10 protein-coding genes and 1 pseudogene are annotated in these 17,087 nt (G+C 37.6%); 4 read left to right on the top strand and 7 right to left on the bottom strand.

Annotation, left to right across the window (positions count from 1 at the left end):
- Position 1 precedes the first annotated feature (1 nt).
- The 4 genes and pseudogenes from ACSR9O_RS12050 to ACSR9O_RS12035 form a co-directional block, all read right to left on the bottom strand.
- Positions 2 to 799, bottom strand: a complete 798-nt coding sequence (locus tag ACSR9O_RS12050; protein ID WP_101223780.1) for an ABC transporter permease — start codon at positions 797 to 799, stop codon at positions 2 to 4.
- 3 nt (positions 800 to 802) lie between these two features.
- Positions 803 to 2,008: pseudogene (locus ACSR9O_RS12045) on the bottom strand (CDP-glycerol glycerophosphotransferase family protein); the annotation flags it as partial.
- Positions 2,009 to 2,147: 139 nt separating this feature from the next.
- Complete coding sequence (locus ACSR9O_RS12040) at positions 2,148 to 3,686, bottom strand: glycosyltransferase family 2 protein (RefSeq protein ID WP_491724454.1); 1,539 nt, start codon at positions 3,684 to 3,686, stop codon at positions 2,148 to 2,150.
- 102 nt (positions 3,687 to 3,788) lie between these two features.
- Positions 3,789 to 7,118, bottom strand: coding sequence for a CDP-glycerol glycerophosphotransferase family protein (locus ACSR9O_RS12035; RefSeq protein WP_101223783.1), 3,330 nt, complete (start codon positions 7,116 to 7,118; stop codon positions 3,789 to 3,791).
- Positions 7,119 to 8,046: 928 nt separating this feature from the next.
- Between ACSR9O_RS12035 and tagD the strand changes: the two genes are divergently transcribed.
- From tagD to ACSR9O_RS12015, 4 genes are all read left to right on the top strand, one after another.
- Complete coding sequence (tagD, locus tag ACSR9O_RS12030; RefSeq protein WP_057278149.1) at positions 8,047 to 8,445, top strand: glycerol-3-phosphate cytidylyltransferase; 399 nt, start codon at positions 8,047 to 8,049, stop codon at positions 8,443 to 8,445.
- On the top strand, positions 8,438 to 9,601 hold the full coding sequence (locus ACSR9O_RS12025) for a CDP-glycerol glycerophosphotransferase family protein (RefSeq protein WP_491724453.1): 1,164 nt from the start codon (positions 8,438 to 8,440) through the stop codon (positions 9,599 to 9,601). Before tagD ends, ACSR9O_RS12025 begins: the two co-directional genes overlap by 8 nt.
- A 280-nt stretch (positions 9,602 to 9,881) precedes the next feature.
- Entirely contained in the window at positions 9,882 to 10,922 is a 1,041-nt protein-coding gene (locus tag ACSR9O_RS12020; protein ID WP_101223785.1) for a C40 family peptidase, read from the top strand.
- A 287-nt stretch (positions 10,923 to 11,209) separates the two neighbouring features.
- Entirely contained in the window at positions 11,210 to 12,136 is a 927-nt protein-coding gene (locus tag ACSR9O_RS12015; protein ID WP_491724452.1) for an LCP family glycopolymer transferase, read from the top strand.
- A 21-nt stretch (positions 12,137 to 12,157) separates the two neighbouring features.
- Here the strand turns inward: ACSR9O_RS12015 and ACSR9O_RS12010 are convergent, their stop codons facing one another.
- The 3 genes from ACSR9O_RS12010 to secA form a co-directional block, all read right to left on the bottom strand.
- Positions 12,158 to 13,954 (bottom strand): LTA synthase family protein, encoded by a 1,797-nt coding sequence (locus ACSR9O_RS12010; RefSeq protein ID WP_491724451.1) that lies wholly within the window; start codon positions 13,952 to 13,954, stop codon positions 12,158 to 12,160.
- Positions 13,955 to 14,198: 244 nt separating this feature from the next.
- Entirely contained in the window at positions 14,199 to 14,648 is a 450-nt protein-coding gene (locus ACSR9O_RS12005; RefSeq protein ID WP_491724450.1) for an SLAP domain-containing protein, read from the bottom strand.
- A 6-nt stretch (positions 14,649 to 14,654) separates the two neighbouring features.
- Positions 14,655 to 17,030, bottom strand: a complete 2,376-nt coding sequence (gene secA, locus ACSR9O_RS12000; protein WP_491724449.1) for a preprotein translocase subunit SecA — start codon at positions 17,028 to 17,030, stop codon at positions 14,655 to 14,657.
- Between the last annotated feature and the right edge of the window lie 57 nt (positions 17,031 to 17,087).

The following is a 17,087-nucleotide window of genomic DNA, read 5'->3' as shown; positions in this document are numbered from 1 at the left end:
TTTACTTAAAGTCAACAAAGCGATCTCTAAACCTGACATGCAGCGAGGAACCTATCAAAAATAAGATGATAACGACTGCCCAGAAATAAAGGGTATATTCCCAATGCGCTATTAGATACCATGATTCCCCCAACAATGAAGCCCGATACCCTTCCACAATATAATATAGCGGATTCAGCTTCATGATGTTTAGTATGATAGGGTGCTCCTTAGCATCCAATACCCAAAGGATTGGTGTTAAATAAAACAAGACTTTCATTAAGGACACGATTATATTATGAACGTCACGAATAATGGTTGATAATGTTGAAGAGATTAACCCAATTGAAAATAATAGCAAGACCGTCGCGGCAACATAATACGGCAGTTGTATGATATAAACTGTTGGAAGGTATCCAGTAAAACCTAATAAGATGATGATGACTCCCAGCAGCATGAGATGCTGATACAACTTGGCAAAGATGACGTACGATGGAATTACACTCATCGGAAAGCTCATCTTGGATACCATATTCAGTCGGGAATAGACGGATTTGGACGTTTGGGTTATCGAAGGATTCACAAAGAACCAGACAACGATCCCTGCCATCAGCCATGGAAGGAAATTTTCCCCGCGATTTAGGATTATAAATCCGAATACAAACCAATAAATCGCAATCTGTATCATTGGATTGATGATTTCCCATAAGACTCCCAGGTAGTTATTGCTGTTGGCACTTTTCATCTCATAAACAGATAAACGCCTTACCAAATAAAAATTATTGATTTGTTCTTTTAAAACGGTCAAAGCTGAACTCATAAATTACACAGACCTTCCTAAAAACACTTTTTCTACGACACGGCGTGAAGCCTGGCCATCCTCGAGTGCACAAAACCGCTCGTGAAAATGATTGATATCATTGGTATTTTCATATTTCATCGTCTTGATACTATCAATGACCGCATCAGATGTTTTGACTAACAAACCAGGTGCACTCTTTTCGAAATCAAAGTAAAAACCGCGAAGCTTGTCCCTGTAATTTTCAATATCATATACATAGAAAAGCATCGGACGCTGTAAATTTGCGTAATCAAAGAATACGGAGGAATAATCAGTTATTAATAAATCCGATATAAGATACAAATGACTAATATCTTCGTAACTGGATAAATCATAAGCGAATCCTTGATACGCCGATAAATCCAAGTTCTCGGAAACCAAGTAATGAAGACGGAGCAAAATGACATACTCCTCCCCCAATTCCTGTTTCATTCGATTCAGATCGAGTTTTATTTCAAACTTATATTTTCCCTTGCTATAAAACTCATCGTCCCTCCAAGTTGGTGCATATAAAACGATCCTTTTCTCTATTGGTATACCCAACTTCTGTTTCAATGAGTCGATTGTATCACGATTATTCCCATTGTAAAGTATATCATTGCGAGGATAACCGGTTTCCAGAATTTTAGCAGTATCGACATTGAAGGCACGTGCAAAAATTTCACTTGAATAAGCGTTCGGTGAAATTAAATAATCCCATTTACTTGATTCGGCATGGAAATTTTCTTTATATTTATCCGTCGTTGTTCCAGGCATATGAACCTCATTCATATCCGCCGCAAGTTTCTTTAATGGAGTACCATGCCACGTTTGCAGATAGATCGTGTGCTTCGGCTTCGGAATCCAAAGCGGGAGCCTGCTGTTCGTTACCCAATACTGGGCTCTTGTCATTTTGAGCAACCAACTAATTGAAAAGCGATTGAGATATGGGATGCCTGCCTCTTCGAAATGAGCTGCATATCTTTTATCTACGCTCCAATACATTTTATATTCAGGATGGTTACTCTGCAAGTATTCATAAATCGCCCGGGGATTGCAGCTATACTGCTTGCCCAAAAAGCTCTCAAAAATAACCAGCTTCCGGTCCACTGGCAATACTGTCCCCACCAATGCAAAGGCCCTTTTATATCCTCTTAAAATAATTGCTTTAGCCTTATTTTTAACTAGCGATAGAAAGGAAGGTCTCTTTGAGGTTTGTATTTTTTCATTTGACATATCCGATCTCCCTTTTTATTGATTAATGATAAGTGAACCATGTTAATAAATCGAATTAAAAATAAGCTCGCCCAATAGAAGGGAGAGCTTATTTTTGGTGTGCTTCTAACAGCTACTCCAAAGACTTTATTGCCAGTCCCAAATTATTTGCCACTGTTGTATAAAACTCCACATTTTTCTTATTATACGTCATCTTATTTTTCAGGATCCTTTTAATATTCACCAATTGATAATCATTGTAGCGAATGAACAACGTAAATAAGGACTTTTCCATTTTATCAATTTCATCCAATGAAACAGTGAAATGGCCTCTATTACCTTCTATTTGAACTCCGCAATTGATTTCATTGTCGATTCTTGTCCTATCACGTATCAATACAGAATCTATGTTGTTTATATCATCACCATAAATCTCAAAACTTTGGTGGTAGACATTATCCATAATATAAGAATCCAGTGCACGGGCAAGCATCGGTATCCTGACAAAGCGATATTCACCTTCCAGAAATGGAAGTTCGTAATAAGGTAAACCATCTTTTATATGATATTTTTTATTGGAATCTCGCTTTAACCATTCAAACAACTTTATGAAATCATTAACACGATCCTCCATGAATAATTCAAGTGCCAATTTATAAATAGGTACTTTAAATTCATTCTTGAAGTCATATGACAAGTTTTTCGCTGTTTCGACAGCTTCCTTTAATATTTCTATAAAATCTTCTTTATTCTTGGCTTTCACAAAGGTTTGACTGTCGAACGTTTTTACAATATCGTACTCATAAATCCGGTTAAGAGCCACCTTTTTCAATTCAATGGCAATATCCTTGGATTGAATATACTTTATTATTTCAATATCCGCTTTCCTTTTGTCCAACACATTCGTGACACGTGTTAAAGAAGAGGGGTTTTCAGCCGTTCTATTGACATAATAAATAGGTTTTTTAGTAGTTGATACTGCACTAACTTTAAAGAAAACATCAGTAAAGAACCATTTATCCTCACCGAATTTCATATTCGGAAAACCAATTTCATTTTCTTTAACCATAGGCAGATTCATCATCCTTGCCGTTGGACCCATATGATAAAAAAAGTGCGGAACATCCAGAGGGGTGATGCTTCTTCTTTCTTTAATGGAAGCAAACTCACCGATGACGCTCTCTGACCCGGATTCGACTTTTACCGTTTTGCCCACCACATAATCATCACCGGTTTCCTCCAGGATGTTATAGAGGCTTTCCAATCCATCATGTGCAAGCCAGTCATCCGCGTCTAAAAAAGTTATATATTTGGATGTTCCCAATTCTATTCCAATGTTTCTCGGAGTCCCGGGTGACCCATTATTTTCTTGAAGGGTAACTGAACAGATATTCTTATATTTGGCTGCATACTCTTGAATGATTTTATTGGTGCCATCTGTCGAACAATCATCAATAATGATGTATTCAATCTGATCAATACCGATGGTTTGATTGATTACTGATTCAATCGTTTTTCTGATGAATTTTTCAGCATTATATGCAGCAGTGACTACCGTGACTTTTTTTTCTTTTCCTAAAAATTTATTTCTTAAGCTTACAGGACTATTTTTCAATTGAATATTACCGCTCTTTAAAAGTTCCCTCGCTTTTTGACGTACCAAGAAATTCATACGATTCCTCTCTCCTTTTATGTCTAGAGGTAACATAGACGTTTCGACTTGGGCAGCCAAATTCACCAGTTACTTAAGCAACAATACCCTTTATTTTAGGAATCAATCATTAAAAAATTTATCCACGATTCTCCGGGTAGCTTTACCGTCCTCTATTCCACAATACTTCTCTCTAAATAAACCATATCTTTCTTTATATTGCATGTTTATATCATCGATATTGGTAATAGTTTCGATAATCTCCTCAGTTGTACTTAAAAATGGACCTGGTGCTTCCTTTTCAAAATCCATATAGAATCCACGGATGTTATCTCGGTAATCTTCCAAATCATAAGTGTAGTACAAAATCGGCCGAGCAGTATTAGCAAAATCGAACATTACTGAAGAATAATCCGTGATCAATATATCAGAAATCAGGTAAAGTTCCTGAATATCTGAATAATTGGATACATTTATCACGAAATCCTCAAATTCACTCGGGATGCTTAGATTATTACTTATAACAACATGCATCCTTAACAACAGGATATATTCATCCCCTAATTCTTCCTTCATTCTTTCCAAATCAAATTTCAGTTCGAAAATGAATTTATTGTTTTTGGAAGTTTGATTATCCCGGAATGTAGGAGCATATAAGATGACTTTTTTTCCTTTTGGTATCTTCAGTTTTTCCATCACTGACTTGGAAATCATTGAAGCATCTTCCCTGTAAAACAAATCATTTCTTGGATATCCCGTTTCTAAAATTTCCCCTTCATACTTGAAGGCGCTTCTGAATGCATTGGATGCGTATGGACTTGGTGATATTAAATAATCCCAAGTTCTCGTTGCACCATGCACTCGATCTAAGTACCCATCGTCTCTTCCCTGAATATTATCTATATCAAATAGCATTTTTTTCAAAGGGGTACCATGCCAAGTCTGGATATATGTCGTTTCCTTCCTTTTGCTTAAATAGGTAGGGAAGTTTTGATTATTTATCCAATAACCTGCTTTGGCTAAATAATAATAGTATTCCGGACTTAAGCGTTTAATCAGCTTTGTGTTCTTGCCTTTTATTGGTAAATTACCATTATACACCCAAACTTTTTTATATTTATTATCCCTTTTGACCAGTTCTTCATAAATATACTTCGGGCTATCGGCGAATTGCTTCCCTATCCCACTTTCAAAAAGAATAAGGTTCCGGTCAACCGGGATAACCTTGGACATGATTTTATAAACCTTTTTCATGACAGGGAAATACTTATCACTTTTCCTGAACCGATTCATAATGAGTTTCGATATCGGATGGTTATATAATTTAATTATTGAATTTTGATCTTTTTCTGCATTTTGAATCACTTCGAATATCCTTGAATTAGAATGGACATCGCGATATTTAATAAAACGATTGGCCTTATCCATATACTTTTTCTTCATGACAAAATCAGTGTTGGCATATTCGGCTAATACACCTAACAATTCATCCAATTCATCAACGATTTCACCCGGAAGATCGTTATCCAAATCCAAATGTGACGGTCTTTTCCCTATGAAACGGTCTCTATCAAATTGATAGTAAATTACCGGTTTATGCAGAAAACTAAAATCAAACGCTACACTTGAATAGTCCGTGATCATAATCGCGCTTTCCTTAATTAATCTTTGGACATCCACTTCACCCTGACTGATCACCCTGACAGGGGCATCCTTGAAATAAGACGTGAACTTCTGCATATTAGGGTGAAGGCAAAAAATGATTTCGAATCCATTGTTTTTAGATAACTCATGTAAAACCGGGTGATTCACTAATTTCTGATACCGTTCAAAATACTCGCTTTCCAAAAAGATTTCATCGGATGTAATCCAATCTCTCCATGTTGGAATGATCAATAATTGCCGCTTAGTTAAAACATCATCCTTGAACAGCGAGTCGAACCTCGAAAGTCCCGTCGTGAATACTTCTTTTTCGTTGTATCCAAAATCTGTTACAATCATATCCTTTTCGAAATCTGAACTTACCAGAAAAACATCTGTACTAAAGCCTGAGACTGCATTTTTCCCGTAGTTTGCCACCATATTCTTCGTGCCCATAACACCATGTTGAAGAAATACCTTAACTCCCTTAACACGATTTTTAAATTCAGAAGTTCTTAAAGGATATAAATAATCCGGATGATGTGATGAAATGATACGGGTCGATTCCATAGTCTTTTTAATATGATCCTTTGATTTGAAATAAAGTATATTTCCAAAGGGCTCGACGTTCTTGGCTTCCACTGAATTTTCTTCTATTACATAATACACTTCTTTTTCTGGGTGATTTTCCCTCATATATTTAAAAAAGTGATATCCGGTATCCTGGGCTTTATACGTTCTTTCTCCAATTAGCCAGACATCCTTTTTCTTTTTAAATAAGGCCAAAAACCGCCTCCACCCCATCATCCTTTTTAAATATCGATAACTTTCCGTAGAGAAGTTAAACACTTCCAATGATAAATTGGATGCTTTAAAGGTATAGTATGGATTGACGATAGCAACTCCATTATTCGAGCTGACATCGGTCTCTTTAGTAAATAATTTAGTTCTGGTGGTTGGTCTTCCGACGCGTACCATTTTCGGCTCTTCCTGATCATGCAAATGTAATTTCATGTAAATGTCATATACATCATCTTCCAAATCCGCACTGACTAATTGTTCTAAATCCACTCTCAAATCATATATATAACGATTCAGTCCATATTTCTTAATATTCATTTCCTTATTATGAATAAAAGAGATATTTGCCTGATATTCTTTGTCACTTTGTCTTCCTTTTACAAGGCCCTCACCTTTTATGATCCTTGAATGCTTGGTGAAAATTTGACCATTAATTTGCATGGCCTTCGATTTGCTTTTGATTTTTTCAATTTGAGACTTAATCGAAATTTTAGGGGTTTTATTGAAGTAAAGAGATAAATTCCCTTTATTTGTTATAGAGAATATACTTTGTTTATCTTCATAGTTATAAATACTCAAATTGTTCATGTGCGTTTCCTGGAAACGCCCTAGACGAATTGGATATTCGATATTAACCTGTTCGTTCTCTTCTACATATTCAGCTTTATGCTCGATACTAAGTATCGCTTTTTTGCTCAGCTTTTCAACTGGAACGGAAACCTTTATATAACAGTCATAAACAGTCGGTTCATCACCGTCTAATTTCCGCATTAAATCTTTCAAATCTACTTTAAACTCAAATTTAGATGAACTCACCGATTCAGCTATTTTTATTTTTTGATCTTCGTACTCCCTAGAATATAACCATAGTTCTTTTGCGCAATAATGTTCTATTGAAAATTCCCCTTTTATCAACAGTGTATCTTTCTCTTGCGCAATGGTCAGAACTTGTTTCAGCTTAATTTTAGGAGTTTTTTTTGCTTTCCCTTTTCCAAGAAGCTTTTTAATCATTTTAGACCACCTATTACAAATTATTTAAATAAAAACGAATCATTCAATGTACATTAAAATCATAAACTTTTTTGGGTTTTTCCTCAATATCATTAAACAGACAGGCGAACTGCCCATATATTTACTATAAATCCTCTAATGAACAAAAAAGACAATATTGGTTAGTGCATAGTCGAAAACGAACATACTAAAACTTAAAAACATTCGTAAATATAAGACTTCCAAGGAGGTACTGCCGTTCTTCCATGTTGCCAGAATGGAAAGGGAATAGCAAAAACAATTCTCTTTATTGCAAAGAAGTCTTCATGACATCAAAGTTAACGCTTTCAAACCAATACTTGCACTTCATTAATTGGATACTTAAAAAATGTTAGGCGATAGATTTATGGCCAATATATGCCCATCATCTGTCCTTCATACAATCCTGTCGCTTCACCTACACCATTAGAAAACAGGGATTAATGAAGCTCCTCTAGTTGTTCTCTCCTAAACGTGGTAAAATTGTGGATGGCTTATTCTGATTGCAGCAAGAATATGAAATTTTTCTTATCAATCGTTCATCAGCTTACTTTAAGTAAAGTGAAGAGAAATTATTTTTAAATACCATTCAGTATAAACCATACATTCATATAGACACCTTATTATGCCCTACAAAATAGTCAACATTTAATTTTAGCTTAAAAAATAATATTTACAATAATCATCAATGTAAAAATTGTGGTTTATTTGTAAAAAAATTGTGGTTTATTTGTAAAGCTATTAAGTTATAATTAGTTAGAGAATGTCATTGCCTAAAAATATAGGAAAACAACAAGCAGAAATTTAAATGCCAGTTGCCTGTTTTATTGTTCCATTTCATATTCTAATAGACCAAATATATATTAATTTGATTGAATAACAGTTTAAGAGTCTTAAAGGAGGAATAAAGATGAAGAAAGTAATCACTTACGGAACCTTTGATTTGCTTCATTGGGGTCATATCAATCTATTAAAACGCGCTAAAGATTTAGGGGATTATCTGATCGTTGCCATTTCCACGGATGAATTCAATGCTTTAAAAGATAAAAAAGCTTATCATAGCTTTGAAAACAGAAAAATGATCCTTGAATCAATCCGCTATGTGGATGAAGTCATACCGGAAGACAATTGGGAACAAAAGAGGGAAGACATCGTTCGTGAAGGTGTAGATATCTTTGTAATGGGCGATGACTGGAAAGGCCAATTCGATGAATTATCCGAAGTTTGTGAAGTGGTCTACCTTCCAAGAACTATCGGCATTTCGACTTCCCAAATTAAAGATGACCTTTTACAAGTTACTAATGGCTAAAGAATTCGCGATAGGGATTTATCTTTTTTGTTTCAAAGTTTTATTCTCTATCTTTAAACTTTTCCCTTTATATGACAAAACGACCTTTGTCACATCATTCGGGGACAATTGCCAATATATCGCAGATGAAATGGACAAGCAGGATATTTCCGTTCAAAAAGTATTTTTAATGAAATCGAGCAGTTCCATGCAAGTTAAGGACGATGGGGAAACCATCGTCCTTCCGTTTGAATCAAAAAATATCATGGCCATGATCCGATCGATTTATCATCTGGCTACATCAAAATGGATCATCATCGATAATTATTTTGGCTTTCTTTCAGCCATTGCATTCAAAAAGCAAGTGACATGTGTCCAAGTGTGGCATGCAGCCGGTGCCGTTAAGCAATTCGGGGCAAAAGACCCTTCCATTCAAAACCGCTCAGCCGGTGCAAGGAAAAGATTTTTTGAGGTATATAAAAAATTCGATTATGTAACGGCAGGTTCAGAGAGAATGGCCGAGATTTTTCAAGAAAGTTTTCAACTGCCGGCATCGCATATCCTAAGGACCGGGATACCTCGGACCGATTTCTTTTTCAATGATGAATCAAAAAGAAATGCCCGTAATGCTTTGCTGGACAGGTATCCAGAACTTGAGCATAAGAAAATCATGCTGTATGCCCCTACATTCCGTAATGACGGTTTGAACAGCGGAGAGATTGCACTTGATTTGGAATTGCTCTACAAGGAACTTCAGGGCGAAAATTATGCGTTATTACTAAAACTGCATCCAGCAGTTAAAGCAGAGCATGATTTACAAGATAAATTTCCGGGATTCATTTATCCTGTCGATAGTGAATTTCACGTTAACCAACTGCTTATCAGTACGGATCTTTTAATAACCGATTACTCATCGATACCATTTGAATTCTCTTTCTTGGAAAGACCCATGATATTCTTTGCATATGACTTAGAAAAGTATGTGCAGGAACGGGGATTCTGGGAGGATTACTCCTCTTCCATGCCCGGACCCGTGGTATCTACCACAGTAGATCTCTTAAAGAAAATCCGTGCCGCCGATCATTCATTACTGAAGATCGCTTCCTTTAACCAAAAATGGAATGAATACTCCACAGGAAATTCAAGCAGGAATTTAGTTGATTTCCTTTTTAAATAAAAAACCCACTTCGTTTTACGAAGTGGGTTTTCATTTTTTAAACGGAAATGCGCATCCAAAAACAGGGTTATTTTTACATATAATTACAAACCAAAACGCAAAACCCCTCAATGTGAAAAAAGACTCACAATATAGAAAATATTGTAGATTACATTACTCAAAGTTCGCCAATATAAACCAGTAAAATACTACTATTTTCCCCTTGTAACAAAAATGTAATATGTTTAAACCTGTTTATTTTGTTAGAATAGGGAAAAAGACATATTAGAGGTGGAAAATTGTGAAAAAAAGTGTTGTCGCATTTTCGACATTAGCCATTTTATCTTCGACTTTTGTTTCTCCTGCCCTTGCCGGTACATATACTGTCAAAAGCGGTGATAACTTAAGTAAAATCGCCCAGAAGCATCATACGACGGTAAAAGACTTAAAACAGCTTAATAACTTAAAATCAGACTTTTTGAAAATCAATCAAAAATTAATTACACCCAACTCCAAAACAACATCCAATGCTTCTTCAGTTTCCGTGAAAAAAACAAAGAAAACCACATATACCATTGTTTCAGGTGACACCTTAACCAGGATAGCAAACAAGCATAACCTTACACTTGCTGAATTGATGAAACTGAATAACTTAAAATCCGATAGAATTTATGCAGGTAACAAACTTATCGTATCTAAATCAACCACTACCACTACCATTGATTTACCCGGCAGCTCCAAACCGTCCAATGTTACACAGACCCCAGTCAATTCGTCTACATACATTGTGGTAAAAGGTGACACTCTTTCCAAGATATCCAGAAAAACCAACTTGACTGTAACTCAGCTTAAATCAATCAACTCTTTAAAGTCCGATTTAATCAGAGTGGGTCAAAAGCTAAAACTAAGTAAATCGGCAAGTACTGCCCCAGCGGATAAAAACGATGAGGGAAAAGTGGAAGCCCCAAGTTCGGGGAACAAAGTGGCCAAGCTCGTTTCCGAAGCAAAAAAATTAATTGGTACACCATATTCATGGGCGGGTTCCTCCCCATCAGGTTTCGATTGCAGCGGATTCATTTACTATACATTCAAGAAGGCTGGGTATGACGTGCCGAGGCTTTCATCTTCCACATATTATGATATGGGTAAAAAGGTTACTTCACCGAAAAGCGGCGATCTTATCTTCTTTGCAACGGGTTCCAATAAATCAGTGATAAGCCACATGGGAATCTACTTGGGCGGCGGGGAATTCATTCATGCCTCATCAAGCAAGGGAGTAACAATCAGTACTACTTCAAACTCTTATTTCAAGAGTAAAATCATCGGTTATAGAAGTCTATAAGATTTACTTGCCAGACTTTCCCTTAAAGTCTGGCAATTTCATGTAAAAGAATCATAGCTTCTTTATCTCTGGCTATACAAATTACGAAACAATCGAATGATGTGCCAACGAAGGAATTCGGTTTCTCTAGAATCCTTCGTTTTTTTGGATAAAAAATGGTAAATATGCACTCTAACTACAAAAAGAAACTATTCTATTTTTGACAAAAAAAAGGTATAGTTAAAAATACCGACTAGGTACTTTTTCACACCTTCCATTTTGTGGGATGGTTAAGGGAGGAATATTAAATGAGATCCGAACATAAAAAAAAGAAAAAGAAACGCAAAACGTTTAAAATAATCGGCTTCACCCTTCTTATCCTTTTCATTGGCGCAGGTGTTTATGGCGCTTCAGTATATCAATCATTAGCCGGTGCGATCAGCACTATGCAGGGGACAGCCCATAAAACGGATAAACGGGTAGAGGACATCAAGTTCAAGAGCAAAGATCCATTTTCATTGCTGATTCTTGGTGTGGATGAAAGAGAAAATGACTCAGGTCGATCAGATACGATGATTGTCATGACGGTTAATCCTAAAAAAGAATCGATCGAGTTATTGAGTTTACCGAGGGATACGCGTACAGAGATCATCGGTAAAGGTATAAATGATAAAATGAACCATGCCTATGCATATGGCGGAGTTGCCATGTCGATAAATACAGTGGAAGCCTATTTGGATATTCCGATTGATTATTACGTCAAAATGAATATGGAAGGCTTTCAGGATATTGTGAATGCTGTTGGTGGCGTCACAGTCGATAATGATATGGACCTTGCCTATAAAGGCTATACTTTCAATAAAGGCACAATAGACTTAAATGGTAAGGAGGCCTTGATTTATTCCCGAATCCGTAAGGAAGATCCCCGCGGGGATTATGGACGGCAAATGCGGCAACGCCAGGTTATCCAAGCTGTCATGAAAAAAGGGTCAAGCCTATCGACACTTACCAATTATGACGATATATTCGAAGCTTTAGGTAAAAACGTGGAAACCAATTTAAGTTTCAATGAAATGTTGAGCATCCAAAATAACTACAAATCATCCCTCAAAAATATTGAACAATATACACTTGAAGGTGACAATCAACGGGTAGATGGCGTTTGGTACAACATCGTTCCGGGAGATACAAAGCTTGAAGCCCAAAATCGTGTGAAAACGCATTTGGGATTATAATGAAAGGGAGGATGGCTTTTATCAGTCATCCTCTTTTTTTTCACCTTTTTTCTCTTCCTTCATTTGTTTAAAGTAATCAGAGCGTATCACTTGATCACTCAGATCAATCTCCTTTTGGTCTTCAGGTGAAAATTCTTCGACCTTACCTTCCCCATTTATTTTCATTTGAGTACCATAATCCCCTTTTAATATCAAAGCATCACCATTTTCGCCATTCAGCATGCTCTCTCCAAAGTATGAAGAACTCTTAATATTGAACAGATCATATAGAGTTGGTAAAATATCGATTTGGCCCGCTACCTTATCAATCGTTCTCCCTTTCATATCCTCCTGATAAATGATCACAGGAATTGGCATATATTTTTCAATCCACTCTTCATCGCTAATTTTACTACCGTAATACGCTTCTACCTCGTGTTTATCTTTTAAAAATAGCCCATCATGATCTCCGTAAATGACAATCACGCTGTCTTTCAATTTCCCGTCATCCTTCAACCTCTTTACGAAATCCCCGATGGCTGAATCTGTATAATGAATTGCTTCAAAATATTTAGTCAGGTAACTGTTCTCTTTTCCAACTTCAGACTTCAATGTTATCTGTTCCTTTGGCAGTGAAAAAGGTACATGGCTGGTCAATGTAACGAAAAAAGCGTAATAGGGATTTTGTTTATCTTTTAGGAAATCATAGCTTTGATTGAAGAAACTGCGGTCTCCCAACCCCATCGAAATCATCTGATCTTGCGACATATCCTCTATGGAAAGATAGTCATCAAACCCTAGCGAGGGATATGCATGCTGCCTATTCCAAAAGTCTTCTTCATCTCCGTGGAAAGCAAAACTTTGATAATCCGACTTTTTTAATTCCTTAGCAAGACCCGGAAAATCATTATATGGGAATCGAAAAAAGGTCGCACCCTGCTTTAAAGGAAATAATCCGGTATTCACGATAAGCTCTCCGTCAGATGAATTCCCAAATACCGTCTGTGGATAAACATGGGGGAAGTACAACCCACCTTTCGCCAGTTCATTCATGAATGGCGTGACCTCCTGCCCGGCACTGCTTTGAAATAGCGGAAACGCCTGTAAAGATTCCACCTGGATGATAATGAGATTCTTCCCCTCCAAGGAGCCTGAATGCCCGTTTCCCTTTCTTTTCTTTTTATTGAAGTAATCAGAAACGGCCATCTTTTCTTGTGAAGACATTCCATGCCTTCCCGAGTCAGTAAAGTAGGCATACGTATCCAATGCGTGATGACCGATCGGGCCCCAGTTTCGCAAGAAGGTATTTGCCTCATAACGCCTGGTTATATCTACTTTGTCGATAAAGATGTTCTTGACCGGCTTCAAACCTGCTATCATCAGGAATATTACGACCGGTACAAGAGCCATATGCTTGAGGGGGTATTTTTTCTTCACAAATGACTCAGCAATTGGAATGCCTACCAGAAGAAAGATTGCATCCTTCACTTCCTTCATACTGAATATACTTTCACCAAGCCCATTCAGGTTGCTTTTTTGCATCCACATATAAGATGTTATAGGTGTCGAATAATAACGGTAAAACCAGATGTCCCCAAGGAAAAAGACCATGATCGAAAGAAGGAAAACTGAAAAAATGATGCCCTTTACGATTTGATTCGGTATCCATTCCTTCAGATAAACAATAAAACCGGCAACACCGATGATTATCGTAATTATCCCAATAGAAAGATCGTTACCCATCCTATCATTCGTATAAATGAAAAGTATGGCCACGATTGAGAATGACAATAACTCAAATAGTCTCTCCTTCAATCGTTGATTACGGTTATTCTTCATGCTCCTGCCACTTTCCTCTTCATTATTTCCAAGCCTTAGTTAAGCCTGATTGCGGAAGATTACTTATAAATATTACTTAGCGTTGCCATTTATGAGAAATTGCACACAGAAAACGGCATAAATATTTGGTACTAATGACTTCCTTTATAAACAAAAAGCCTTCATCACTAACAGGATGAGGGCTTTGCTTTGGATCTCCGGCAAAATAGCTGCCGGTTGCCGCTAGACTCATGCTGGTACTTCCCTATTTTCTCTTCCATTCGAAAGCAATCTTCCAACCTTCATCAGGAATCGATTCCGCCAACATATCCCCTTCCTCGAATAAGAAACGCCAGGGGGTGCTTGAAAGTGCTGGAAGCTCACCAAGCTCTGAAAGATCGAATGCCTTTTTTGCGAGGAATTTTCCATCTCCATCAACTAACAGTAAATCCACGATATCAAAACTGACAGCTTTTCCTATTGAATTTCGTAGAAAAGCCTCTATGATTACATCATCTTCCACCCTAGTCAGCTTGATGCCGGATAATGAAATTTGGTTCGGTTTTAATGCAGGAAGCCTTTGATGGTGGAATTTATATACATATTCCTCTTGCTTGGAAACTTCCCACCCCTTGTGAAACATCAAGGAAGTATGAACGGTGTCATCCTGATCTGATAACTTTTGTGTATTATCCCTTTTTTCAAATAAACTCATCACTCATCACTCCTCACCCTCCAAAGCAGCTTCATCTTCCTGATTGCTATTCATATATTCCATAAAGCGGATGCTTATCTCCGACTCAATTTTACTTAATAGAAGGTTAAATTGATTGAGAGCTTCTTTTTCAAACAACGTATATGGGTCCTGCTGACCATATCCGCTTAAACCAACGCCTTCCTTCACACTGTTCATTTGATCCAGGTGGTTCATCCAATTTGTATCGATATGCTGCAGCATGAAAGCGCGCAACTGGTTTCCCCATTCTGCATCGTCCTGAAAGATCACCAATCTCGATTCCAATTCACCTAAAGCATCCAACGCTTTTCCTTGGATCTGGCCATCTAAATCCTGCAAATCACTTGCCTGCCAACCTAACGCCTGGAAAACAGGGGAAAGCTCTTCAATTAAGGCAGAGGAATCAGGTTCCATCTTATGTTCAGGGGAATATTTCACTGTGAGCCGAGTAATGTATTTTTTGATATATTCAAGTAAAATGGCCGACATCCGTTCAGGCTCCATATCAAGAATACGATCTCTCATTGCATAGATGATTTTACTCTGCTCATTTAATGCATGCTCTAACTTCAATAAATGGTAACGGCTTGATTGATGCATTTGCTCTACCGTTTCCTGAACCAATTTAACGAATTTATCGGGTGCAGGGCTCAGCACCAATCCATTTTCATCCGTTTTGATTTTCTTGATATAACGTCCGATTTCTTCTTCATCATAGTAATCAAACAAATCATCTTCCAAACAAATGATGAATTGTGTTGAACCAGGATCACCCTGCCGGCCGGAACGTCCTCTTAGCTGCATATCGATCCGACGGCTCTCGTGTCGCTCCGTACCGATAATATGAAGGCCGCCCAATTCCTTGACATCATTTCCAAGTATTATATCCGTTCCTCTACCAGCCATGTTCGTAGCCAGCATCACTTGATTTTTTTGCCCGGCATTCGCGATGATTTCCGCTTCATCCTCTTCCGTCTTCGCATTAAGGATTTGATGTTTAATTCTCCCCTTCTCTAGTTGAACCGAAATTTTTTCAGATTGCTCAATGGAGGTCGTCCCGATCAGAATGGGTCTGCCTCCATCATGAATCCGTTTTACTTCCATGACGATTTTGTTGATTTTGCTTGTTTCATCTTTATAAATCAAATCAACCTCATCAACTCGAATAATAGGCTCATTAGTTGGAATTTCAATGACTGGGAGCTGATATATTTCCCAGAATTCAGACTTGGATGGCATGGCACTGCCTGTCATCCCAGACATTGAATGATATAATCGAAAATAATTTTGGACAGTAATCATAGCCTGTGTTTCATTCTCTTCGGAAATCTCCAAGCCCTCTTTTGCCTCAATCGCTTGATGAAGCCCTTCACTGAAACTTCGCCCTTCCATCACCCTGCCTGTGAATTTATCGATGATTGCAATCTTTTCATCGACGACAATGTAGTCGACATCCAATTTCATGATTGCATGGGCTTTTAGCGCCTGTGTAACATTATGTAATAGCTCTTGATGCTCCATCCCATACAGATTGTCGATACCAAAGGCCGCTTCAATCCTGGAAGCCCCTTGATCCGTGAAAAAGACGGACTTTGAATCGATGTAAATCTCGTAATCCTCATTTTCTACAAATGACTTCATGATTTGTGCCGTGATCTGGTGAAGCTCGGTTCCGTCGCTTGCCCTGCCCGCAATGATTAATGGTGTCCTCGCTTCATCAATCAAGATGCTGTCAATCTCATCGACAATGGCAAATCGGTGTCCTCTTTGAACCTTGTCTTCTTTTCGGTAGACCATATTATCACGCAAATAATCAAAACCGAACTCTGTTGCCGTCCCATACGTGATATCTGCGGCATACGCATTACGTTTTGCAGAAGTCTCCATTTGGGAAATGTTCAAACCAACCGTCAGTCCTAGATATTCTAGAATTTTTCCCATCAACTCTTTATCACGTCTGGCCAAATATTCATTGGCCGTAATAATATGCACACCATTACCGTACAGTGCATGTAAATAGCTAGGCAAAGTGGAGACAAGCGTCTTCCCCTCGCCCGTATTCATTTGTGCAATGCCCCCTTCACTCAGGACAAAACCGCCTGCAATCTGAACATCATGGTGCCTAAGATTCAATACTCGCTTGGAAGCCTCCCTCACGACCGCAAAAGCTTCGGCTTGTATATCCAATATATTGTCACCAGCATCCAATTTGCTTTTAAATTTATCCTTCATTCCGCTTAATTCCAGATCTGAATATCTTTCATATTTACCCTCTAGCCGATTCACTTCTTCTACCAACTTATAAATTCTCTTCAAGTCTTTAGAACCTTCTTTGAAGAACTTTTTCATACTGGATAGCATAGGGTTCTCTCTCCCATTATTTGAATTGACCTTTAGTGAAATTATATCAGTTAAGTA

It is taken from the genome of Peribacillus sp. B65 (genome assembly GCF_058513295.1).
This window is presented reverse-complemented; position numbering and strand designations above follow the sequence as displayed.